The following is a 23,241-nucleotide window of genomic DNA, read 5'->3' on the forward strand; positions in this document are numbered from 1 at the left end:
GTGTTCCGCGGACCACTGGTCCGCTCCTTGCTAGATCTTCACGCCGCCAGCGGCGAGATACGTCTTGAGCTCGGCTTCCTGTTCGCCGGTCGCGTCGACCAGGGGCAGCCGCACCGGGCCGCCGGGAAGCCCCAGCATGTTCATTGCCGCCTTGAGGGAGATCACACCTGGCAGGCGGGTCACACCGGCGTGCACCGGCAGCAGTTCTTGGTGCAGACGGGTGGCCTCGGCAACGTCGCCACCCAGGTAGGCGGCGATCATCGCCCGGATGCGCGGCGTCGCGACGTGCGAGGACATGCTCACCACGCCCACCGCGCCGACCGCCAGCCAGGGCAGCGTCAGCGGGTCGTCCCCCGAATAGTAGGCCAGATCGGTGTTCGCGATGACCGTGGCCCCGGCGATCAGGTCGGCCTTGGCGTCCTTGACCGCCACCACGTTCGGGTGCCCGGCCAGCCGGATCAGGGTGTCGACCTCGATCGGGATCCCGGAGCGTACCGGGATGTCGTAGAGCATCACCGGCAGCGCGGTGGCGTCGGCGACCGCGGTGAAGTGCCGGAACAGGCCCTCCTGGGTCGGGCGGCTGTAGTAGGGGGTGACGACCAGCAGCCCGTGCGCGCCGGCGGCCTCGGCCTGCCGGGCCAGCTCCAGGGTGTGCGCCGTGTTGTTGGTGCCGACCCCGGCCAGGATCCGGGCCCGGTCCCCGACCTGGTCCACGACGGCGGCCAGCAGCTCGGCCTGCTCGGCGTCGGAGGTGGTGGGCGACTCGCCGGTGGTGCCGGAGATCACCAGGGCGTCGTTCCCGGCGTCGACCAGGTGCGCGGCCAGCCGGCGGGCGCCGTCGGCGTCCAGCGAGCCGTCGGCCCGGAACGGGGTGACCATCGCGGTGATCATCCGGCCGAACGGGGCGCCTGCGGTCCAGGCGGTGGAGTCTGTGCTGGACCGAGCGTCCGTGGGGGTCTGCGCCATGGTGCTAAAGGTACCGGCCCGACCGGGTGATCGAATATCTGACGCTGCTTACGGGAATCGCACAGCTCAGCTGAATCTGGACGGACCCCGTCTCCACCGCTCGGGGGTCCGGTGGGGACGGGGTCCGCCGTGGATAACCGGCGCCGGACAGGGGCGTTACGGGTGGAGCGGGCAGCGGCGGTCGTTTTTCACTCTTTAGGACTACCGGGCGCGAAGGTTCCGTGACATGCCACTCTCCGGGGGGGGCCGAGGCTACGGCGCGACCCGGCCGTTCGCCTGCCACGACGCGTAGGTCAGCGGCATCAGCTCGGCGAAGTGCGCCTCCATCTGCTCGGCCACCATCTCGATCTCCCGCTGCGGGAAGGACGGGAACGTCGAGTCCTCGCGCTTGGTGCGCAGCGACAGGAAGTGCATGAGCGCGCGGGCGTTGCAGGTGGCGTACATGGAGGAGTAGATGCCCACCGGCAGCACGGTACGGGCCACCTCGCGGGCGATCCCGGCCTCCAGCAGTTCCAGATAAGTGGCGTAGGAGTCCCGGCAGGACTGGCGCACCGCCTCGTCGGCGATCTTGTGCTGCTCGGCGGTGCCCGGCACGAACACGTAGCGGCCGGGCTTGCCCTCCTGCACCAGGTTCCGATCCGGGCCCGGCACGTAGAACACCGGCTCCAGCTTGCGGTACCGGCCGCTCTCCTCGTTGTAGGACCACACCCGGTGCCGCATGAACTCCCGGAAGACGAAGATCGGCGCGGACACCAGGAAGGTCATGGTCGAGTGCTCGAACGGCGAGCCGTGCCGGTCCCGCATGAGGAAGTTGATGAAACCGGCCGAGCGCGCCGGGTCGGCGCCGGCGTCCTCCAGCGACTGCTCGCCCTTGGTCGAGACCCGGGCCGCCCACAGCACGTCGCTGTCCGAGGCCGACGCCTTCACCAGTTCCACCGTCATGTCGGAACGGAACCGTACGTTCTCCAATGCATCACTCACCGGTTGAGCCTACCGGCCCGAAACGGCTGATGCCGACGCTATGACGAGCATGTCAGCCCTGCCCGCGCTCCGCGTCCGGGGGCATCATCGTGTCGATGTTGTAATACGGTGCCAGGCCGACGCCCTGCATCAGGGTCACCACCCGGCCCAGCCGGTCCACGCTCACCGTGGTCGGGAAGGTGCCGAAGGAGATGTTGGCGACCACCGTGGAGGAGGCCATGGTGCCGTAGTGCGCCTGCATCTCGGCCATGGCGGTGGCCCGCTGGGCGGTGACCGCCTTCGCCTGGTTCAGCGCGGTGGTGAACGCCTTGAACAGGTTCACGTCGGTCACCGCGAAGTCCTGCTTGGTGAAGTAGCCGCCCATCGGCATGGCCTGGGTCGAGCCGCGGGTCAGGTCCATCAGCTTGACGACCTTGTTGTTGCCGGCCGTGAAGCTGAAGTACGGCTCGGGCTGCACCGCCGCCACGTTCGGGTCCGCCGTGCCGGTCAGCTTGTCGCCGATGGCGTTCGCCGTCATCGGCTTCAGGTGGGCCTCACCGGTGGCGTCGGCCCGGATCTTCAGGCTGTTGGCGATGTCCGGCAGCCGGGTCATCAGCATCACCGTCGGGACGGTGTACTCGGTGTCGGCGTCGCCGGTGCCGGACATCGGCGTCAGGAACCCGCCGGCCGCCCCGAACACCGCCTTGATCTGCGCCTCGCTGCGGTTGTCGGTGACCTTGCTCAGCAGCTGCACGCTGCCGTCGCCGGCGGTGTAGCCCTCGGCGACCAGCTGCAGTCGGATGGTGCCGGTGGACTGCGCCAGAATGGCGTGCACATAGTCGTCGTAGACCAGGTCGACCTTGCCGTCGGTGAGCGCCTTGAGCGCGGCCTGGTAGGTCGGGTAGCTGTCGTCGACCGTGACGTCGATGCCCTGGTCCTTGAAGTAGCCCTTGTCCACGCCGGTGAAGATGGGAAGCGCCCCGATTTCGTCCTTGGGGACACCGATGCGCAGATGGTTCTGTTCCAGCGGGCCGTGGGCCGGCGTGCTCGCGCCGCCGGACGAGGAGCTTCCGCCGCACGCGGCGACCCCCAGCGCGGATATCGCGAGGACCGCGCTCAGCAGGATCGCCGACGTCCGCCGCGAACGCGCTCGAGGATTGGCTGTTCGCACTGCGTTGCCCCCTGCAAAGGTTTCTGATGACTCCGGTCGGCGCATCGTAATACATGGGCGCGCACACCCCCACGGCGCCGTTGAGATCGACTAGCACACCCGGACGAGTAAGGGTACGCATATGCGGGGAGTCGTCGCCCGCTATATCCCGCTTTATGAATGCGAATCACCCGGGGCCATACCCCCGCCCTTGGCTGGGCTCGCTTCTCTGTGCTGGAATGCGTTGCTTGAAACCTAGAGACCGAGAGCCCATGAGCGCCCCACCCGCCGCAGACGAGGCCCGGTCGCAAAGAAAGCTGTGAGGGCCAGTGCAGACACGACCCGTGACCCCGCGCCGTCCGCCGGCTCCCTTCCCGGAGCGCGGTGTGGACGGGCCGCCGTCCGGCGGATCGATATCCGACGCGGCGGCTGGCCGCCCCGTCCCCCGAGGACCCCGGGACTCGGTCCTGCCCGGGCAGCGTCCGATCCCCGCGGCCGATCCGGCCGGGGACGCCGGCGGGCAGGCCCCGCCGCCCCCGCCGCCGAGCGGGCAGGCGAACCGCTTCTCGCCCAAGAACTGGCGCGTGCGCACCCGGCTCGTGGTGCTGGTCATCGTGCCGCTGGTGGCCACCATCGTCGGCGCCGCGGCCCGGATCGCGCAGCAGGTCGGCAACGTGCAGACCTACGACCACGCCAAGACCATGGCCGCCGCCGAGGGCCCGCTGTCGAACCTGATCGACGCCCTGCACAACGAGCGCGACAACTCCGTGGAGATGATGGCCTTCCGGGACCAGAAGACCCCGGACCAGGCCACCTTGAGCAACCTCAACACCGGCGTGGAGCAGCTGCGCAAGACCACCGACAAGGCGCGCGCGACCATCCTGCCGGTGCTGAACAAGATCGACGGCAGCTACCCGAAGGACACGCTGGCGGCGATCGCCGACGCCAAGGCGAACATGTCCACCGAGAGCTCGCTCATCCAGGCGGTGAACCGCCCGTTCTCGAACCCGATGGACGTCTTCAACCAGTACAACAAGCTGCTGGACAGCCTGAACACGCTGTACCAGTTCGTCGCCGCCGACGCCGGCGACCAGCAGCTGATCAACAACGCCCGGGCGCTGAGCGACCTGGCGAAGATGACCGAGACCACCTCGCGCGAGCGCGGGTTCCTCACCGCGCTGTCCGTGCACTTCGACCCCAACCAGGCCAAGGACAACAGCAGCACCCTCCAGGGCCTGGTGTCCGACCTGGCCTCGACCCGGGCCGAGTTCAAGACCATCGCCGGCTCGCAGATGCAGCAGATGCTCAGCGACACGGTGGACGTCGGCGACTCCTACACCGGCGCCAACCAGTACCTGACCACCATCGGTGACGAGCTGGCCAGCGGCGTCGACAACGGCGTACAGCTGGTCCCCGGCACCGTCTACTTCAAGTACGACTCGGTGCTGAACAAGTACCAGAAGGTCCGGGCCGCGCAGGCCAAGGTCCTGGTGGACCGGGCCAACGCGCTGGCCAACGACGCCCGTAACACCATGTACTTGAACATCGGCGTCATCATCGGCGTGCTGATCATCGTGTCGATCGCCACCGCGCTGATCGCGCGGTCGCTGGTGCGGCCGCTGCGGGTGCTGCAGAACACCGCGCTGGAGATCGCCGGCAGCCGGCTGCCGGAGATGGTCCGCCGGCTGCGCGACGCCGACGGCTCCGAACCCCTGGAGCCGATCAACCCGATCGCCCTGACCAGCACCGACGAGGTGGGCCAGGTGGCCCGCGCGTTCGACGAGGTGCACCGCGAGGCGGTCCGGCTGGCGACCGAGCAGGCCATGCTGCGGAACAACGTCAACGCGATGTTCACCAACCTCTCGCGCCGCTCGCAGTCGCTGGTGCAGCGCCAGCTGCGGCTGATCGACGAGCTGGAGAACGCCGAGCAGGACCCGGACCAGCTGGCCTCGCTGTTCAAGCTGGACCACCTGGCGACCCGTATGCGCCGCAACGGTGAGAACCTGCTGGTGCTCGCCGGCGAGGAGCCCGGCCGCCGCTGGTCGCAGCCGGTGCCGCTGATCGACGTGCTGCGCGCCGCGGCCTCCGAGGTGGAGCAGTACGAGCGGGTGACGCTGCGCGACCTGCCGACCGTCGAGGTCGCCGGCCGCGCCGTGAACGACGTCGTGCACCTGGTCGCCGAGCTGCTGGAGAACGCGACCTCGTTCTCCGCGCCGGAGACCAAGGTCTCGGTCACCGGCAACCTGCTGAACACCGGCGGCGTGATGCTGGAGATCGAGGACTCCGGGATCGGCATGACCCCGGAGGAACTGGACGACGCCAACGAGCGACTGGCCAACCCGCCGGTGGTGGACGTGGCGATCTCCCGCCGCATGGGCCTGTTCGTGGTCGGGCGGCTGGCCACCCGGCACGGCATCCAGGTCCGGCTGCGCCGCTCGGCCACCGGCGGCATCACCGCCCTGGTGCTGGTGCCGGCCGCGCTGCTGGCCGGCAACCTGGCCGACGCCCCGGCCATCGGCCGCAACGCGCTGGGCGAGCTGACCACCGACACCGGCCAGCAGCCGGCGGTGACCGCGACCGGGCTGCCCCGGCGGCCCGGCGGCCCGGTCCGCGCCGACCAGCGCGAGCTGCCCGGTCAGACCCCGGAGCTGCCCCCGATGGGCCGGCCCCAGCTGCCGCAGCCCCCGCAGGGGCCGTTCGGCGGCGAGCGGGTCTCGGCCGCGCCGCTGGGCCTGGACGGCCCCGGCGGCCGCGGCCCGGGCGCCGGCGACGGCTGGGAGGACGTGAGCCCGGCGGCGCCGCCGTACCGCGGCACCGGCTCCACCCCGCCGGACCTGGCCGACCTGCTGGCCGAGACCGACCCGATGTCCGGCGGCGTGGTGCCGGTGATCCGCGAGGGCGACGCCGGCGACTCCGGCAGCGCCTTCGAGCGCCCGGCCTTCTCGGTGCCGGAGCCGGAGCTCGACGGCCGGCTGGCCGAGGCCCTGGACAACTCCGCGACGTACGACTTCCGCCCGGGCGCCGACCGGCGCCCGGGGCCGCCGGAGCAGGCCGAGAACAGCGGCCAGTTCCGGATCAGCGCCGACGACGGCGGCGACATGCGGCTGAACTTCAACGTCGGGAACGCCCCGACCCCGCCGCCGGCGCCCCCGGCGCCGACCGGCGGCCTGAACCTCAGCTCCAGCTTCGACGACCTGCTGCCGAACATCCCGGAGATGGAGCAGACCGGCGAGTTCGCGGCCTACCGCGACGCCCAGGACCAGCCGGACGACCTGCTGCTGCCGCCGCCGAGCGGCCCGAGCTTCGGCTCCGGCCCGACCCCGGCGGGCACCACGGCCGCGGACTTCCGCCCGGGCACCGGCCCGAGCAGCGGCGAGGCCCAGTCCGGCAGCGGCATGAACAACGACCTCGGCGCGGAGCTGGCGGCGGGCGATCCGTTCGCGGCGCCGGGCGAGGTGCGGATGACCCCGTTCGGCGGGCACCGGGACAGCGGGTTCGGCAGCGCTCCGCAGGCTCCGGCCCTCCCGGAACCGCAGGGCAGCGGCGAGTACCCGGCGCCGGGCGCCCCCACCCCGGGCGCCACCAACCTCCCGGGCGGTCCGGGCGGCAGCGGCGAGTTCCCGGCCTTCGGGACGCCGGGCAGCGGCGAGTTCCCGGCGCTCGGCAGCGGCGAGTACCCGGTCCAGGGCGCTCCGGCCGGCGGCGACGCGCCGTCGTTCGGGCAGCACCCAGGAGCGGCGCCCGCCGAGCCGGTGAACCCGTTCGCCGCCCCGAGCGGCCAGGCCCCGTCGTTCGGCGTCCACCCGGGCGCCCCGGCCGGCCAGTCCCCGTCGTTCCAGCGGAACCCGTTCGCCCCCGGCGGCGACGGCCCGTCGGACTCCGGGTCCGGCTTCGCCACCCCGCTGTCCGACGCCGCCGCGAGCCCCTTCGCGGCGCCGGCCGGACCCCCGGCCCCGACCGGTGAGCCGCTGGCCGGCTTCGACGCCCCCGCGAACCCGTTCGCGGCCCCCGGCGCCCCGGCCGGCGACGCGCTGTCCGACTCCGGATCCGGCTTCCACACCCCGCTCGGCGACTCCGGCTCCTACGGCACGCCGCTGAGCGACTCCGGCTCCTACAGCACGCCGCTGAGCGACTCCGGGTCCTTCGGCACCCCGCTGGGCGACACCGGCTCCTTCAGCGCCCCGCTGTCCGACTCCGGCTCCGGCTTCGCCACTCCGCTGAGCGACGCCGCCGCCAACCCGTTCACGGCCCCCGCCGACGGCCTCGCGCCGCCGACCGGCGAGCCGCTCGCGGGCCCGGCGTACGGGGCCCCGGCCGATCCGCTGTCCGGCTCCGGCCTGGACTTCGCGACCGACCCGCTGACCGCGCCGATCGAGTCGGTCCCGATGGACTCCGACCCGCACGACACCGCGATCTTCAACGCGATCGAGTCCGAGTGGTTCCGGGTCCGCGCCCAGGGCGCCACGCCGGCGCAGAGCGCTCTGGAGGCGGGCGCGGTGCCGGTGGAGCCGGTCCGCCCGATCATCCCCGAGCCGCGGGTGGAGGCCGCCCCGCCGGCCGCCGCGCCGCTGCCGCCGGGCACGCCGGTCGCCCCGGCCACGCCGGTGTCCCCGGTGGTGCCGCCCGGCGCCACGGTCCTCCCGCCGCCGGCGGCCCCGCCGGAGCCCGAGGCCCCGCGGACCGCTCCGGCGGCCGAGGCGCCGCAGGCCGCGTTCCAGGCCGCGCCCCCGACCGCACCGCCGACCGCACCCCCGGTCGCACCGCCGGTCCCGCCCACCGTTCCGGCCTCGCCGTTCGGCGGTGGCGCGGACGTCCCGACCCCGCCGAGCGCCGGCCCCGCCGCGCCGGCTCCCGCACCGCACGAGGCCACGCCGCACGAGGAACGCAAGGAGCCCATGAACGACGACCAGAGCTCCGCGGGCCAGCCCTGGCAGTCCCCGGGCGACGAGGGGTGGAGGGCCGCCGAGGTGGTGAAGAAGCCGGTCGCGGCCGGTCTGACCCCGAAGGGCTTGCCCAAGCGCGTCCCGCGCTCCAACCTGGTTCCGGGTTCGGCCGACGGCGTCGGCGCCGCCAAGGCCGCCGCCCCGCCGATCCCGGCGCGCTCGGCCGAGGCCGTGCGCAGCCGGCTGGCCAGCTTCCACCAGGGGCTGCGCCAAGGCCGGGACGCCGCCGGCGGTCCCGGCGACCCGCAGCCGACCGACACCGCCACCAACCCCACCGCGTCCGACGGCCCGGCCGCCTTCGGTGCCCCGAGCCAGGAAAGCAGGACTGAGCAACCGTGAACGACCCGAACCTCACCCAAGCCGCCCGGAATCTCAACTGGCTGATCACCAACTTCGTCGACCGCGTCCCGGGCGTGGCGCACACCGTGGTGGTCAGCTCCGACGGCCTGCTGCTGGCGGTGTCCGACGGCTTCCCCCGGGACCGCGCCGACCAGCTCGCGGCGGTGGCCAGCGGGCTGTCGTCGCTGACCTCCGGCGCGGCCCGGATCTTCGAGGGCGGCTCGGTGACGCAGACCGTCGTGGAGATGGTCCGCGGCTTCCTGTTCGTGATGGCCATCTCCGACGGCTCGGCCCTGGCCGTGCTCGCCTCCTCGGACTGCGACATGGGTCTGATCGGCTACGAGATGGCCCTGCTCGTGGAGCGCGCCGGCGACGTCCTGACGCCGGCGCTGCGTGCCGAGCTCCAGTCGTCCCTGCCGCGCTGAGAGGAAGCCCGGTGACCACCCTTCCCCCTGCTGTGACGAGCGACAGGAGCACGCGGCCGTGAGCAGCGCGCACGATTCCTCGCCCCTCGTCCGTCCCTACGCGCTCACCCGGGGCCGCACACGGGCCCGCTACCAGCTGCCGATCGAGGCGCTGGTGTCGACGACGGACAACGGACGGTCGCGTGTCCCCGGGCGTGAACCGGAGCACCAGCGCATCTGCGAGCTGTGCGTCGAGCTGAAGTCGGTCGCCGAGGTGGCGGCGCTGATGCGGATGCCGCTGGGGGTGGTCAGGGTGCTGCTGGGCGACATGTCCGACGCCGGCCTGGTGGCCATCCAGCAGCCCGGCGAGACCGACAACGGCCAGCCCAACCTCGCGCTCCTCGAACGAGTCCTCATCGGGCTCCGCAATCTGTAGAAAGGAGGCCGTGCAATGAACTACTCCCCGTACGGACAGGCTCCCGCGGCACCTCAGCAGCCCGCGGCGGGTCCGACCACGTCGGTGAAGATCGTCGTCGCCGGCGGCTTCGGCGTGGGCAAGACCACCTTCGTCGGCGCGGTCTCGGAAATCGCCCCGCTCACCACCGAGGCCGTGATGACCGCGGCGTCGGAGGGCGTGGACGACCTCACGGTGGTGCCGGGCAAGGTCACCACCACGGTGGCGATGGACTTCGGCCGGGTGTCCCTGGACCGCGAGCTGATCCTGTACCTGTTCGGCACCCCGGGCCAGAACCGCTTCTGGTTCATGTGGGACGACCTGTGCCGCGGCGCCATCGGCGCGGTGGTGCTGGTCGACACCCGGCGGCTGGCCGACTGCTTCTCGGCCATCGACTACTTCGAGGACGCCGGCCTGCCCTACATCGTCGGCGTGAACTGCTTCGACGGCATGCTCACGCACGAGGTCGCCGACGTCCGCGAGGCGCTGTCGATCCCGCCGGACGTCCCGGTGGTGACCTGCGACGCCCGCAGCCGGGAGTCCACCAAGCTGACCCTCATCCGCCTGGTGGAGCACGCCATGTCACGCTTCGCAGCGGCGGCGGCGTCCTGAGTAGGCAACGATCGCGCAACGGCGGGGCGGCACCGGATTCCGGTGCCGCCCCGCCCGCTTATGCTCCTGTGCACCCCCAGTGTCCGAATTAAGCAGGTTGCGCATGTCCGGGACGATAACCCTCACCCGCCGCAGCGGCTTCCAGCTGCGCCCCCGCCCCTACAAGGTGTGGATCGACGGCGTCGCGGTCGGCCGCCTCCCGCACAACGGCGCCGCCGAGTTCGCCGTCGAGCCCGGGGACCACCTGGTCGAGCTGTCCCTGGACGGCATGTACTCCAAGAAGGTCACGGTCGCGGTGCGCGAGGGCGGGACCCGGCGGCTGCACTGCGGGGCCAACGGCCCGCTGGCCTTCACCGCGTTCGGCCTGCTGCTGCCGGGACTGGCGATCAAGCTGACGCTGACCCACTGAGGGCCGGCTGCTCGGCGGCCGGCCCCAGCCGGTGCGGCATCTGCCAGCCGACCGCGAGCTTCGAGGAGTGCACCGGCACTCCCCCGCCGAAGAACTCGCAGAACTTCATGATCAGCGGATCCCAGGCCACCGGGTCGATGTAGTGCGTGCCGGGTATCACCAGCCGCTCCTCGACATGCGTGCGCAGGACCTCGACCTCGAACGCCGTCATCCGGGCCCCCGCGCCGATCGGGTGGCCGTCGGTGAGGCGGCACTCCATCTGGATCGGGCACTCCCGGATCCGGGGCGGGGCGACCAGGTCCGAGGCCTGCTCGGTGAGGCCGGCCAGGCCGAACTTGTCGCGGACCGTGCGATACCCCTGCTCCAGCCGGTGCGCCGAGATCTGCGGGTTGCCGGTGGTCATGGCGATCCGGTCGACGTACTCGACCATGTCCGAGGACGGCAGGTTCAGGACGCACTCGCCCTCGCGGGCGATGTTGATGGCGGTCTGCGAGTGGTTCCCCAGGCCCAGCATCGCGTTGTTGCTCAGCCACCAGGCCGAGGACATGGGGGCGATATTGGCAGTGCCGTCCTCGTTGCGCGTGGTGATGAGGACGACCGGGGTTCCGAAGTACAGGACTTTGATACCGGGTTCGGTGTGCATGCCTCAATGCTCCACTCCCGGCACGGCCGATACCGGCGGATTTCGGACCGGTCACCGGGCACCGAACGGTGCGCTCCCGGCCGGGTCCGAGCCGTCTTCCCGGGGCCGACCTCAGCGGATCGGCGTCAGCAGCTTCAAGAAGGCCGTCACCGCCGCGCTGTCCGCGACCCCTTCCGGCGTGGCCGCGAACACCGACCGAGGAGCCACCTCCTCGGGATCCAGCGCCACGACCACCACGTCGGACCGCACGGCCGCGGCCGCGAGCGACGGGATCAGCGTCACTCCCAGCCCGGCGGCGACGAAGCCCTGCTTCGCCGCCCATTCCAGCACCACGTAGTCGATCACCGGCCGGAACGCCGCGTCCGGCTCCTGGGCATCGCGGGTGGCGGCGCCGGCTTCGGCAGCCCGTCCTCGAAGGCTCTTGTCCTGCGCGATCCGAACACCGGCGATCAGCGTCTCCTCCGGCCGCGCCTGCCCGGCGATCCAGTTCTCGCCGGCGAGGTCGGCCAGCCGCACCACGTCCCGGCCGGCCAGCCGGTGTCCGACCGGCAGCGCGACGGCCAGCGGATCGCCCATCAGGCGCCGTAGCCGTACGCCCTCGAACACCGGCTCCGGATCCGGCGTCCCGATGACCGCGAGGTCCAGGTCCCCCGCCCGCAGCGCCGCAGTCAGTCCTCTGGTGAGCCCCTCGGCGTGCGTCACGGCCACGCCCGGGTGCGCCCGCCGGAACGCCGCGATCGCTCGCGGCACCAACGCCATCTCGGCCGTCGGGATCGCTCCGAGCCGCAGCCGCCCGCCGCCCAGTATCCGCACAGCCCGTACATCGCCCACAGCGGCCCGTAGACGGCCCACGACGGCCTCCGCGTGGGGCAGGAGGGCCCGGCCCTCCTCGGTCAGCCGTACGCCCCGTGGGAGCCGGTCGAACAGCGGCGCGCCGACGGCCGCCTCCAGCGTCGCGATCTGTCGGGACACCGCGGACTGCGTGAAGCCCAGCGGCGCGGCCGCCGCCGTGAACGACTCGCGCCGCGCGACCTCCAGGAAGACTTCGAGCAACGCGGTGTCCATGACCGGCCATGCTAACGCCGATCCATGCGACTCAGGAATGGCAACCATGCCAACTATTCGCTAGTGGTATCACGGTGCGGAAAATACCTTCGGGCCATGAGCAACTTCACCCTCGACAACCCCGCCGGTGTGCCCAGCTCGCCGCACAAAGCCTTCTCCAACGTCGCCGTCGTCCCGCTCGGCGAGCGCACCCTGTTGATGCTCGCCGGCCAGGTGGCCTGGGGCGACGACCACCAGATCGTCGGTGTCGACGACATGCGCGCGCAGTCGCGGCGCGTCATGGAGCTGATCGGCCAAGTGCTCGCAGCGTACGGCGCGACCTACAAAGATGTCATCAACCTGCGCACATTCCTGACCGACATCTCGCGGATCAGCGAATACGGCGACGTCCGCGCCGAGTTCCTCGACGGGCTCACCCCGCCGACCAGCACCACGGTCGAGGTCTCCAGCCTGTTCCTGCCGGACGCGCTGATCGAGGTCGAGGCGACCGCGATCATCTAGGCGCAGCGGCCCCTGAGGCCGACGGCGCGGCGGGCCTGGACGGATCCGGCCCGCCGCGCCGTTTCACCTGGCCCCCGCTACAGCTTGTGCCCCATCAACGCTCCCAACGCCTCGCCGGGCAGCGCCGAGCACGGGTTGGACGGCAGCACCCGCCGGAAGTTGTTGTAGACGGTCGTCGGGCCGCCGGGGCGTGGATACGACAGCGGAAGCAGGCTCCCGAACTCGGCCTGCGACGTCCCGCCGAAGGTCTTCGACGCGCCGGGGATCGCCGGCCCGCCCTCCTGCCACACGCACGCCGCCGGGTTGAGCTGGTGCGTGACGAAGATCGGGTAGAACTGCGATCCGGGCGGCGGATTCACGCAGTTCACGCCGGTCTGCCGGTTGCAGGGCAGCGGCAGGGTGTCGTTGTCCTCGATCCGCGGCAGGTCGGTCTCGAAGGCCGAGCGCTCGAAGTTCCGGGTCCCGTGGATCAACGGGCTGCTGAAGGCGATCGGGTCCGGAGTCGGTGTAGTGCCGCCGCTGCCCGGCCAGGCCTTCGTGTAGGAGACCCCGTCGTAGTCGTCGTCGGTCGGGGCCTCGCCGACGCATCCCCCGATCTTCACCAGTACCGAGTCGGACGGGTTGAAGCAGAAGTTGTCGTCGGCGTCGACGGTGCCGTCGCCTCCGGCGGCCTGCGTGCAGTTGCCGGTGCCGGGATCGGCGGCGGCGCAGTACTCGAAGTGGCCGATCTCGTCGGAGAAGGCGATGTTGTAGCCGTGCGCGGCCCACGGCACGCGGGTGGCCTCGCTGGAGGTGGAGTACATCGGGTGGAAGGCCGACGGGACGGTCTGGCAGGTGGTGGCGGCGGGCTGGAACGCGACCTGCGCGAAGCCGTTGGCCGCCGAGGCCGTCATCGAGCTGACCCGGTGCTGGGTGACGTCCGTGACCTCGACGCGGAACCCGGCCGAGGTGTCGAACATGTGGACCTTGAGCACGTCGCCGGAGCTGTAGAAGGCGTCGTGCGCGGGGTCGACGGTGAACCGGTCGTTGTTGGTCGGGTCGGCCGGGGTAGTGGCCGCGCCGCTGTTGGTGAGGAACGCGTAGTTCACGTACTCCTCGCCGGCCTTGTTCAGGCAGTCGGCGTTGTTCAAGGTCCCGGTGTTGTAGTTCAGCGACAAGCTGTCGATGTTCAGCGCGGCGCACCACTTGGTCGGGTCGCAGCTGACGCCGTTCGGGAACGGCACCCAGCCGGGCGGGTAGAACTGCATCTCCATGAAGCCGGCACCGGGGTGCTTGCCGATGTAGTGCGGCGAGTTCACGTCGGTGTCGGTGTAGATGTTGCTGTCGCTGTCGGGCCGGCACGCCGCGTTCGCGCCGGGCGCCGGCGCCGACTGGTCGTCGCACATCGCCATGCCGAACCAGAACGCCGGATGCAGCTGGAAGTTCCAGCTGGAGCCGGAACCGTCCTGCACCGGCTGCTGCGGCGGGTCCTTGGGCAGGCGCAGGAAGTAGGTGTTGTCGTTACCCGCACCCGGGGTGTCGCTGTAGAACAGGTTCGCCGGCTCGTCGTGGCCGACGTAGTGGTCCTCCCCGAACACGAACTCGCTGTCGTCGACCTCGGTGCACATGGCGCGGTTGGTGGAGCAGTCCAGGGGTTTCACCGCCGACCGGGCGGCCGGGGACGCGATCGGCGTCCGCTGGTCCGCCTTGGCGAACGGCGCCGCGAACGCGGCGAGCGCGACAAGCCCGATGATGACGGGCCACTTGCGTCTGAGCCTCACAGTTCCTCCCGAAAACGCCGGGACCGACCACGCTGATCACTGGCAGCGATGGGCCGGTCACTGACCTGGGCGTCAGCGGGTGGGACAGTAGCCCGGTATCAGGGCACTGTCGATACGAGGGAGGTCCGATGGCCGGATCGCGTCAGCTGTGCTGGCGGTTCCGGGCGGCCTCGGCGTCCCGGTCGCCGTCCGGCGCGGTGCCGTCGGCGTCCCGGCCAGGGTTCAGGGCGGAGTTCGGGGCGGAGTTCGGGGCGGAGTTCGGGGCAGGGTTCAGGGCGGAGTTCGGGGCGGTCCTGTGCTGCCGGTCCAGCTCGATCGCCCGGCGCAGGGCCCTGCGGGCCCGTGGCCGGTCCCGGGCGTCGTTGTAGGCCAGCGAGAGCCGGTACCAGCCGCGCCAGTCCTCGGGATCGGCCTCGACCTCGGCCTTGCGCTCGGCGAAGATCTCGTCGGCGGCCGCCAGGTCCGGCCGGCCCGAGGGCCGGGTCGGGATCTCGTCGGTCGGCCACCGGCCCTCGGCCTCCAGCCGGGCCCCGAGGCGGGAGGAGGCGTTGCCGATCCGCACCTCGGTGACCACGAACCAGGCCCCGACCACCGGCAGCATCAGCACCCCGATGCCGAACAGCACCAGCACCGGCTTGCCGGTCGCCACCAGCCACACCCCGCGCTGGACGGCCAGCAGCAGGTAGAAGCACAGGATGACGACCAGGACCAGGGCCGTGGTGCGGTTGCGCATGAGGGTGCCTAACGATGCCGTGCGGGAATTCCTACAGGTCCTACAGGTCCAGCAGCGCGTCGAGGCCGACGGTCAACCCGGCCGGCAGCGTCGCGATCTTCTTGCAGCCCAGCACCACGCCCGGCATGAACGAGGCGCGGTCCAGCGAGTCGTGCCGGACGGTCAGCGTCTCGCCGACCGAGCCGAGCAGCACCTCCTGGTGCGCGATCAGGCCGCGCAGCCGGACGGAGTGGATCGGGACGCCGTCCACGGCGGCGCCGCGGGCTCCGTCGAGCGCAGGAGATGTCGATGAACGCAGCGTCGCGTCGGGCATCGGAGCGCTGCCCGCGGCCGCGCGGGCCTCGGCGACCAGCTCGGCGGTGCGGGTCGCGGTCCCCGACGGGGCGTCGACCTTGTCCGGGTGGTGCAGCTCGACGATCTCGACGCTCTCGAAGTACGGCGCGGCGGCCGCGGCGAAGCGCATCATCAGCACGGCGCCGATGGAGAAGTTCGGGGCCACCAGGACCCGGGTCGAGCGGCCGTGACCGCCGTCGCCGCCATCGCCGCCATGACCGCCATCGCCGCCGTCGAGCAGCGCCCGGACCTCGGCCTGGCGGGCCTCGTCGAAGCCCGAGGTGCCGACCACGACGTCGATGCCGTTGCTCGCACAGAACGCGATGTTCTGCATGGTCACGCCGGGGTGGGTGAAATCGACCGCGACCTCGGCGCCGGCCTCGACCGCGCGCCGCGGGTCGTCGTCGACGTCGATCTGCGCGACCAGCTCCAGGCCCGGGGCCTCCTGCACGGCCCGGCACACCGCCTGGCCCATGCGGCCGGCCGCCCCGAACACCGCGACCTTCACGACAGCCTGCTCCAGCGCGGCGCTCACAGCGACACCCCTTCCGTCCCGTCCAGGACCCCCGCGAACGACGAGGCGTCCTCGTAGTCGCCGATGACCGCGACAGCCTGCGGCTGCCGGAGGAAGTCCGCGGCCACCGCCTTGACGTCGTCGACTGTCACCGCCTCCACGCGGGCCAGCAGTTCCTCGACGGTGAGGTGCTCGCCGTAGACGAGCTCGTTCTTCCCTATGCGCGTCATCTGCGAGCCGGTGTCCTCCAGCGAGAGCACCGTGGAGCCGCGCACCTGGCCGATGCCGCGGCGCAGCTCCTCCTCGGTGACGCCGTCCTCGGCGACCTTGGCGATCTCGTCGCGGCAGATCTTCAGCACCTCGGTGAAGTTCTCCGGCTGGCAGCCGGCGTAGACGCCGAACATGCCGCAGTCGGCGTGGTGCGTGGAGAAGCTGTACACCGAGTAGGCCAGGCCGCGCTTCTCCCGGACCTCCTGGAACAGCCGGGAGGACATGCCGCCGCCCAGGACCGTGGACAGGATGCCCAGCGGGTAGCGGCGGCGGTCGGTGCGGGCCACGCCGGGCACGCCCAGCACGACGTGCGTCTGCTCGGTCTGCTTGGACAGCAGGCGCAGACCGGCGTGCGCGGTGCCGGCGTCGCCGCCGATCCGCGGCACCACCGGCGAGCGGTCCGGGTCCCGGGTGCCGCGCGCGGCGGCGAAGGCCTGGTCGACCAGGGCCACCACGACGTCGTGGTCCAGGTTGCCGGCCGCCGAGACCACCAGGTGGTCGTCGGTGTAGTGGGAGTGGTAGTACTCCGCGATGGCGTCCCGGGTCAGGGCGTTGACCGACTCGACCGAGCCCAGGATCGGGCGGCCCAGCGGGGAGTCGCCCAGCAGGGCGAAGGCGAACTCGTCGTGGATCTGGTCGGCGGGCTCGTCCTCGGTCATCGCCATCTCTTCGAGGATGACGTTGCGCTCGGAGTCCACGTCCTCGGGCCGGATCAGCGCCGAGGTGACCAGGTCGCAGATCACGTCGATGGCCAGCGGCAGGTCGGCGTCGAGCACCCGCGCGTAGTAGCAGGTGTACTCCTTGGCGGTGAAGGCGTTCATCTCACCGCCCACGGCGTCGATGGCCGCGGAGATCTCCAGCGCGGAGCGCTTCGCCGTGCCCTTGAACAGCAGGTGTTCGAGGTAGTGCGTGGCGCCGGACTCCTCCGGGTGCTCGTCGCGCGAGCCGATGCCGGTCCAGATGCCGAACGTCACCGAGCGCACCGAGGGCATGGTCTGGGTGACCACGCGCAGACCGCCGGGCAGGACGGTACGGCGCACAGTGCCGTTGCCGTTCTGCCCGGCGATCAGGGTCTCAACCGGGTACAAGGCTGTTACTCGGCCTTCGCCTCGGCAGCCTTGGCCTCGGCGGCGTCGCCCTCGCCCTCCGGCAGCACCGGGATCAGGGAGAGCTTGCCGCGCGAGTCGATCTCGGCGATCTCCACCTGGAGCTTGTCGCCGACCTTGACCACGTCCTCGACGTTCTCCACCCGCTTGCCGCCGGCCAGCTTCTTGAGCTGGGAGACGTGCAGCAGGCCGTCGCGGCCGGGCATCAGCGAGACGAACGCGCCGAAGGTCGTGGTCTTCACCACGGTGCCCAGGTAGCGCTCGCCGACCTCGGGCATCTGCGGGTTGGCGATCTGGTTGATCGTGGCCCGCGCGGCCTCGGCGGCCGAGCCGGTGGCGGCGCCGATGTAGATCGTGCCGTCGTCCTCGATCGTGATCTCGGCGCCGGTGTCCTCCTGGATCTGGTTGATCATCTTGCCCTTCGGGCCGATGACCTCGCCGATCTTGTCCACCGGGATCTTCACCGTGATGATCCGCGGGGCGAACTCGCTCATCTCGTCCGGGACGTCGATGGCCTCCATCATGACGTCCAGGATGTGCAGGCGGGCGTCCTTGGCCTGCTTCAGCGCGGCGGCCAGCACCGAGGCCGGGATGCCGTCGAGCTTGGTGTCCAGCTGGAGCGCGGTGACGAACTCCTTGGTGCCGGCCACCTTGAAGTCCATGTCGCCGTAGGCGTCCTCGGCCCCGAGGATGTCGGTCAGCGCGACGTACTCGGTCTTGCCGTCGATCTCCGCGGAGACCAGGCCCATGGCGATGCCGGCCACCGGGGCGCGCAGCGGCACGCCGGCGTTCAGCAGCGACATGGTCGAGGCGCAGACCGAGCCCATCGAGGTGGAGCCGTTGGAGCTCAGCGCCTCGGAGACCTGCCGGATCGCGTAGGGGAAGTCCTCGCGGGCGGGCAGGACCGGGATCAGGGCGCGCTCGGCGAGGGCGCCGTGGCCGATCTCGCGGCGCTTGGGCGAGCCCACGCGGCCGGTCTCGCCGGTGGAGTACGGCGGGAAGTTGTAGTTGTGCATGTAGCGCTTGCGCGTCTCGGGGTTCAGCGTGTCCAGCTGCTGCTCCATGCGGAGCATGTTCAGCGTGGTGATGCCCAGGATCTGGGTCTCGCCGCGCTCGAACAGCGCCGAGCCGTGGACCCGCGGGACCACCTCGACCTCGGCGGACAGCGGGCGGATGTCCCGCACGCCGCGGCCGTCGATGCGCACCTGGTCGCGGATGATGCGCTCGCGCACCAGCTTCTTGGTCAGCGCCCGGAAGGCGCCGCCGATCTCCTTCTCGCGGCCCTCGAACTGCTGCGCGAGCTTCTCCACGACCAGCGCCTTGACGCGGTCCAGCTCCTCCTCGCGCTCGTGCTTGCCCGCGATGGTGAGCGCGGCGGCCAGCTCGGTCTTGGCGGTGGCGGAGACCGCCTCCAGGACGTCGTCCTGGTAGTCCAGGAAGCGCGGGAACTCCGCGGTCTCCTTGGCGGCGGAGGCGGCCAGCTCCTGCTGGGCGACGCACAGCGCCTTGATGAAGGGCTTGGCGGCCTCCAGGCCGTCGGCGACGACCTCCTCGGTGGGGGCGGTGGAGCCGCCGGCCACCAGGGCCACGGTCTGCGAGGTGGCCTCGGCCTCGACCATCATGATGGCGACGTCGCCGTCGTCCAGCACCCGGCCGGCGACGACCATGTCGAAGACGGCCTCCTCCAGCTCGGTGTGGGTGGGGAAGGCGACCCAGCGGTCCTGGATCAGCGCGACCCGCACGCCGCCGATGGGGCCGGAGAACGGCAGGCCGGCCAGCTGCGTCGACGCGGACGCGGCGTTGATCGCCACGACGTCGTACAGGTGGTCCGGGTTCAGCGCCATGACGGTGGCCACGACCTGCACCTCGTTGCGCAGGCCCTTGGCGAAGGACGGACGCAGCGGACGGTCGATGAGCCGGCAGGTGAGGATCGCGTCCTCACTGGGCCGGCCCTCCCGCCGGAAGAACGAGCCGGGGATGCGGCCCACGGCGTACATGCGCTCCTCGACGTCCACCGTCAGCGGGAAGAAGTCGAGCGAGTCCTTCGGCGACTTGGAGGCGGTGGTGGCCGAGAGCACCATCGTCTCGTCGTCCAGATAAGCGACGACCGACCCCGCGGCCTGGCGAGCCAGACGGCCGGTCTCGAAACGCACGCTCCGCGTGCCGAAGGGACCGTTGTCGATAACGGCCTCGGTGGTGAAAACACCCTCAGACAAGAGGTACTCCTCAGTTCGATGGCGAGCTGAAGAGGACGCGGCTCTGTCGGTGCTGACGCCGCCGTGTGGCGGCCCGGTCTTCGATCGAAGCCCCCGGGGCACATCCGTCCCGAAGGCCACTACCGAAGATCGGCGCCCAACCGGCCACTTAGACGCCAGGTCGTACTCGCGCAGTGCCTCTTCAGTTCCCTAAAACGTCTTGAACTTTTCCGGTACCCACTCTAACCGGAAAAGTCGGCAGCTTGGGCCGCCCATGTGCGCAGCGGGTACGCAACAGGAGCGGTCCGTGACCACGGACCGCTCCCGTCAACACTCCCGAACCGACTAGCGGCGCAGGCCCAGCTTCTCGATCAGCGCGCGGTACCGCACAATGTCGGTCCGCTGCAGGTAGCCCTGCAACCGCCGCCGCTGACCGACGAGCAGCAGCAGACCCCGACGGCTGTGGTGGTCGTGCTTGTGGAACTTGAGGTGCTCGGTGAGCTCGTTGATGCGGTAGGTCAGCAGAGCGATCTGCACCTCCGGGGAGCCCGTGTCATCGGCCTTGGTGCCGTAGTCCTCAATGATCTTCTTCTTGGTGGCTGCGTCCAGAGACACGCGTCACTCCTCGTCAGGTATGCGATCCGACCGCCCAGCGCCCCCGGTCGTCTACACGGGGGACTTCACCAGCTCGCGGCCGAGTGTTTACGGTACCACCGTTCTGGTGGGGGTTTTGCGGGGTGGGCGGGGGCGGGCTTGCTTGCCGGCCGGCCGACGGCTTGGCGACCGACCTCTGCAGCGGCGTGTCGGTCGCTTGCTCCCCACTCCCCCGTTACCCAGCGCGCGGCATTTCCCCGCTCCTTCACCCAGCCGGCGCTTCAACACCCCTTCAACTCTTTGGCTATGCGGCCCTCCGCAACCACCCGCAGAGCTATTGCCAACCACCCCCGACGTCCCGTATCTCTCATATCACCCATAACACCCATATGCCTCAATAGGCCGCCACGGCCCACCAACATCCTCCCGCCCCCTCCCTCCTCTCCACTCCTCAGGAGGACGCCCCCATGACCACCAACTACGACTTCCACGTCTGCCTCGACCACCTCGCCGCCCTCCGCCGCACCCTCGCCGACCTCGAAACCACCCTCACCGCCCCCCACTCCCACACCTGGCCCACCATCGACCCCCGCCTCCACCTCGGCCCCGCGGCGTGGCGCACCACCAAAGGCGACACCGCGTCATATGTATATGGACTACTGGCCGAGGCCGACCCCCTGGGCGACACCCACACCGAAACCGTCCACCGCCTCGAAGCCTGGTACCACCAAATCCAAGAAACCATCACAGCCATAACCACAGCCGCCGAACGCACCCACGCAACCTACACAGCAGCCGACGAAGCCACCGCCACAGCCGCCACCAAAGTCACCACCCCATGACCGAACCCACCTTCAACTACTCCCACCTCACCCTCAACGAACTCCGCACCCTAGCCACCTCCCCCCAACTAACCACCCTCCAAGCCATGCCCGACACCTTCCACCACCTAGCCACCCGCGTAGCCGAAGTAGCCGACCTCCTCACCCGCGCCCAATCCGACCTCCCCAACTGGTGGAAAGGCCCCGCCGCCGACCAAGCAGCCGCCACCCTCCGCCGCGCCGCAACAGAAGCCCAAGACTTTCAAGACAGCGCCCTAGCCGCTGCAACCGCGGTAAGCCGCTGCGCAACTATCGTTGCCGAACAGCAACATCAGATGGCAAATATTCCCGAACTTCCCGATCCGGGTGTAACTGCTGTAATCGACCGGCCGGCCACTTCAATGGAAGCGCTGGAGGCAGCTCGACAAGATGCTGCTTACCAGTCGGCGCGCGAGCAGGCAGTACAAGTTGTCAATGGTATCGCTGCGCAATACGTGGAAACACGGAGCCAACTCGCGGCATCGACTTCACTACGTGGAGAGAATTTTGCGGAAGAGAATCAAACACAGTTCTCCACGTTAAATCCGCGAGTCGAAAGTAACCAAGCCCCTACAGATAGGGTCACTAGATCCAACTCCCCGCAAGCCCGAAACACTCCGCCCCCATCTGCTAAGTATGAAGCCGAGGAGAATAGAAAACCCAATAGCTCCACTCTAATCGCAAGCACGCCAATGACACTTAAGCAAGCTAAAGAGTACTTGAAAGTAGAGTCTTTCACTAATGTAAATAGTGGCATCGCGGGCCTCAAAGTAGGGTCGGAGAGGGGTTCCCATCTCGATCCCGCTTTTAGTCATCCCGGCGCCCCAGAAGAACAAACCACGCAAGTCACTAGCTTCACCGTCGAACAAGGCAGTCAGTGGTCAAATCGCAACCCAAGTCACACATTATCAAAGAGTGAGATCGATAGTCATCCGGGAGAGCAGACCCCGCGAGAAGTAGGCCTCGACCCAACTAAGGAAGTGCACAAAGAAAGCAGTCCTGACGGGATGTATGCGTCGACTCAGCAGCATGAGAGTTATACCCATGAAGGCTGGCCCATTTATAGCACTGTCACTCCTGAGCCTGGTCCACACTATAACTACAGCCCCAACAACAGCACAGCCGTCAGCTCACCGAGTGGGCCCGCAGAGAGCATTAACAAGATGACCGTGGATGGAAGAGGAATTCGCCAACCTACCGATATGACGCCCACGGCGAGCTATCTCTCATCCGGCCAAAGCGACCACGCAGCCGCGGCGATTGGAGCTCAATCGACAAGTCGTCACAGAGTCGTTAAAATCGACGCCCAACAGGAACCGGGGATGATTCCACCCTCGTTCGGAGTCATTGGATCAGCAGGGCATGGGAGAGGGAACCGCAACCCCCGCCCCGCATACCTCACAGAACGAAAGAGCGTATGGGTCTCCGAAACAATCGCCGCACCAGCAGACGGTATCCTAACGCCGGACTGGTTCAAGCGCTCATAGTACTTCCGCTGGTTGCCCCTCTTATCTCCACAACTGGATTCAACCCACAAAATCAGTGGGCGTTACAGTTCCTGAGGGCGACCGATGTATGGAGCACTACACGCGGCGCGCATCAAACTATCGCTGTAGTGGATACAGGTGTAGAGCCCATTGCCGACCTGTCTCTGAATCTACTAGCAGGCGCCGACTTCTCTAACATGTCGACTACCGCTTCGATTGGAGACGGCCGCATTGATGTCGATGAGTACGGCCACGGCACGGGCGAGGCCAGTCTAATCGCAGGCGTCAAACGGTCAAATCAGAACGGAATTTACGGCCTAGCACCCGAGGCTCGCATCCTTCCAATCAAGGCATCTGATGGCCCGGGCGCCGGATTGGTCTTCGGAATTACACCTGCAATTAACTATGCGATCACGAACCATGCGACGGTTATCAACCTAGCTTTAACCAGCACCGCCAACGACCCGGAAATCTATAATGCAATCATGCGCGCCAAGTCTAGAGGCATTATCGTTGTTGCGGCTGTTGGTAACGATGGGACCTCGCGGCAGTACTATCCGGCGGCTTGGCCGGGTGTTGTGGGTGTCGGGGCTATTGATAGTTCGGGGCGGGTGTGGGATCGGTCTAATTGGGGGGATGATGTTGATTTGGTGGCGCCTGGGGTGCATATTTTGCGGGATGATAATCGGGGGAGGGTGGGGTATTCGGATGGGACTTCGGAGGCTACGGCTTATGTTTCGGCGGCTGCGGCTTTGGTGAGGAGTGCGCATCCGGGGTGGACGGCTGGGGAGGTGGTGGCGGCTTTGGAGGCTACTGCTGATAAGCCGGCTGATATGCATGGGGCTGTGCGGGATGCGCGGTATGGGGCGGGGATCTTGGATGTGTTGGCTGCTGTTTCGTTGGAGCGGCCGCCTGGGAGTGGGGGGCGTGTGGAGGGGCGGGG

19 protein-coding genes and 1 pseudogene are annotated in these 23,241 nt (G+C 69.6%); 9 read left to right on the forward strand and 11 right to left on the reverse strand.

What is annotated here, in order from left to right:
* Positions 1-30 precede the first annotated feature (30 nt).
* From dapA to ABD481_RS18015, 3 genes are all read right to left on the reverse strand, one after another.
* Positions 31-966: a 4-hydroxy-tetrahydrodipicolinate synthase gene (gene dapA / locus ABD481_RS18005; protein WP_425559206.1), complete on the reverse strand. Its 936-nt coding sequence runs from the start codon at positions 964-966 to the stop codon at positions 31-33.
* A gap of 252 nt (positions 967-1,218) precedes the next feature.
* The gene (gene thyX / locus ABD481_RS18010; RefSeq protein ID WP_344666852.1) at positions 1,219-1,908 is read right to left on the reverse strand and encodes an FAD-dependent thymidylate synthase; all 690 of its coding nucleotides are present in this window, start codon (positions 1,906-1,908) and stop codon (positions 1,219-1,221) included.
* A 91-nt stretch (positions 1,909-1,999) separates the two neighbouring features.
* Positions 2,000-3,097, reverse strand: coding sequence for an ABC transporter substrate-binding protein (locus tag ABD481_RS18015; protein ID WP_344666830.1), 1,098 nt, complete (start codon positions 3,095-3,097; stop codon positions 2,000-2,002).
* 323 nt (positions 3,098-3,420) lie between these two features.
* Here ABD481_RS18015 and ABD481_RS18020 point away from each other — a divergent pair, with 323 nt between their 5' ends.
* The 5 genes and pseudogenes from ABD481_RS18020 (at position 3,421) to ABD481_RS18040 (ending at position 10,237) form a co-directional block, all read left to right on the forward strand.
* Positions 3,421-8,358 (forward strand): nitrate- and nitrite sensing domain-containing protein, encoded by a 4,938-nt coding sequence (locus ABD481_RS18020; protein WP_344666831.1) that lies wholly within the window; start codon positions 3,421-3,423, stop codon positions 8,356-8,358.
* A complete protein-coding gene (locus ABD481_RS18025) occupies positions 8,355-8,783 on the forward strand; it encodes a roadblock/LC7 domain-containing protein (protein WP_344660005.1) in 429 nt (142 codons plus the stop codon). The genes ABD481_RS18020 and ABD481_RS18025 overlap by 4 nt, the downstream gene beginning before the upstream one ends.
* A 79-nt stretch (positions 8,784-8,862) precedes the next feature.
* Positions 8,863-9,198, forward strand: a pseudogene (locus tag ABD481_RS18030) (DUF742 domain-containing protein); the annotation flags it as partial.
* Positions 9,199-9,213: 15 nt separating this feature from the next.
* On the forward strand, positions 9,214-9,828 hold the full coding sequence (locus ABD481_RS18035) for a GTP-binding protein (RefSeq protein WP_344666832.1): 615 nt from the start codon (positions 9,214-9,216) through the stop codon (positions 9,826-9,828).
* 103 nt (positions 9,829-9,931) lie between these two features.
* Positions 9,932-10,237, forward strand: coding sequence for a hypothetical protein (locus ABD481_RS18040; RefSeq protein WP_344666833.1), 306 nt, complete (start codon positions 9,932-9,934; stop codon positions 10,235-10,237).
* Here the strand turns inward: ABD481_RS18040 and ABD481_RS18045 are convergent.
* Both ABD481_RS18045 and ABD481_RS18050 read right to left on the reverse strand, forming a co-directional pair.
* Positions 10,215-10,880 (reverse strand): flavin reductase family protein, encoded by a 666-nt coding sequence (locus tag ABD481_RS18045; RefSeq protein ID WP_344666834.1) that lies wholly within the window; start codon positions 10,878-10,880, stop codon positions 10,215-10,217. The two genes, ABD481_RS18040 and ABD481_RS18045, sit on opposite strands and share 23 nt — an antisense overlap.
* A 111-nt stretch (positions 10,881-10,991) precedes the next feature.
* Positions 10,992-11,945: a LysR family transcriptional regulator gene (locus ABD481_RS18050; RefSeq protein WP_344666835.1), complete on the reverse strand. Its 954-nt coding sequence runs from the start codon at positions 11,943-11,945 to the stop codon at positions 10,992-10,994.
* A gap of 96 nt (positions 11,946-12,041) precedes the next feature.
* Between ABD481_RS18050 and ABD481_RS18055 the strand changes: the two genes are divergently transcribed.
* Entirely contained in the window at positions 12,042-12,446 is a 405-nt protein-coding gene (locus tag ABD481_RS18055; protein ID WP_344666836.1) for a RidA family protein, read from the forward strand.
* A 77-nt stretch (positions 12,447-12,523) separates the two neighbouring features.
* Here the strand turns inward: ABD481_RS18055 and ABD481_RS18060 are convergent, their stop codons facing one another.
* From ABD481_RS18060 to rpsO, 6 genes are all read right to left on the reverse strand, one after another.
* The gene (locus tag ABD481_RS18060; protein WP_344666837.1) at positions 12,524-14,206 is read right to left on the reverse strand and encodes a hypothetical protein; all 1,683 of its coding nucleotides are present in this window, start codon (positions 14,204-14,206) and stop codon (positions 12,524-12,526) included.
* A 142-nt stretch (positions 14,207-14,348) separates the two neighbouring features.
* The gene (locus ABD481_RS18065) at positions 14,349-14,939 is read right to left on the reverse strand and encodes a hypothetical protein (protein WP_344666838.1); all 591 of its coding nucleotides are present in this window, start codon (positions 14,937-14,939) and stop codon (positions 14,349-14,351) included.
* A 40-nt stretch (positions 14,940-14,979) separates the two neighbouring features.
* On the reverse strand, positions 14,980-15,807 hold the full coding sequence (gene dapB / locus ABD481_RS18070) for a 4-hydroxy-tetrahydrodipicolinate reductase (RefSeq protein ID WP_344666839.1): 828 nt from the start codon (positions 15,805-15,807) through the stop codon (positions 14,980-14,982).
* Complete coding sequence (locus ABD481_RS18075) at positions 15,804-17,144, reverse strand: M16 family metallopeptidase (RefSeq protein ID WP_344666840.1); 1,341 nt, start codon at positions 17,142-17,144, stop codon at positions 15,804-15,806. The genes dapB and ABD481_RS18075 overlap by 4 nt, the downstream gene beginning before the upstream one ends.
* A gap of 5 nt (positions 17,145-17,149) precedes the next feature.
* On the reverse strand, positions 17,150-19,378 hold the full coding sequence (locus tag ABD481_RS18080; RefSeq protein WP_344666841.1) for a polyribonucleotide nucleotidyltransferase: 2,229 nt from the start codon (positions 19,376-19,378) through the stop codon (positions 17,150-17,152).
* Positions 19,379-19,702: 324 nt separating this feature from the next.
* Positions 19,703-19,972 carry a 30S ribosomal protein S15 gene (gene rpsO / locus ABD481_RS18085; protein WP_344666842.1) on the reverse strand — a complete coding sequence of 90 codons (270 nt, stop codon included), beginning with the start codon at positions 19,970-19,972 and terminating at the stop codon, positions 19,703-19,705.
* Positions 19,973-20,418: 446 nt separating this feature from the next.
* On the opposite strand from rpsO, the gene ABD481_RS18090 reads away from it, so the two are divergent.
* The 3 genes from ABD481_RS18090 to ABD481_RS18100 all read left to right on the forward strand — a co-directional run.
* Positions 20,419-20,793, forward strand: a complete 375-nt coding sequence (locus tag ABD481_RS18090; protein ID WP_344666843.1) for a hypothetical protein — start codon at positions 20,419-20,421, stop codon at positions 20,791-20,793.
* Between the two features lie 86 nt (positions 20,794-20,879).
* A complete protein-coding gene (locus ABD481_RS18095; protein WP_344666844.1) occupies positions 20,880-22,298 on the forward strand; it encodes a hypothetical protein in 1,419 nt (472 codons plus the stop codon).
* Between the two features lie 128 nt (positions 22,299-22,426).
* Positions 22,427-23,241, forward strand: an 815-nt coding sequence (locus tag ABD481_RS18100) for a S8 family serine peptidase (protein ID WP_344666845.1), incomplete at its 3' end; no start/stop codon positions are given.

This window comes from Catenulispora yoronensis (assembly GCF_039531695.1).
In the GTDB taxonomy this organism is placed as follows: domain Bacteria; phylum Actinomycetota; class Actinomycetes; order Streptomycetales; family Catenulisporaceae; genus Catenulispora; species Catenulispora yoronensis.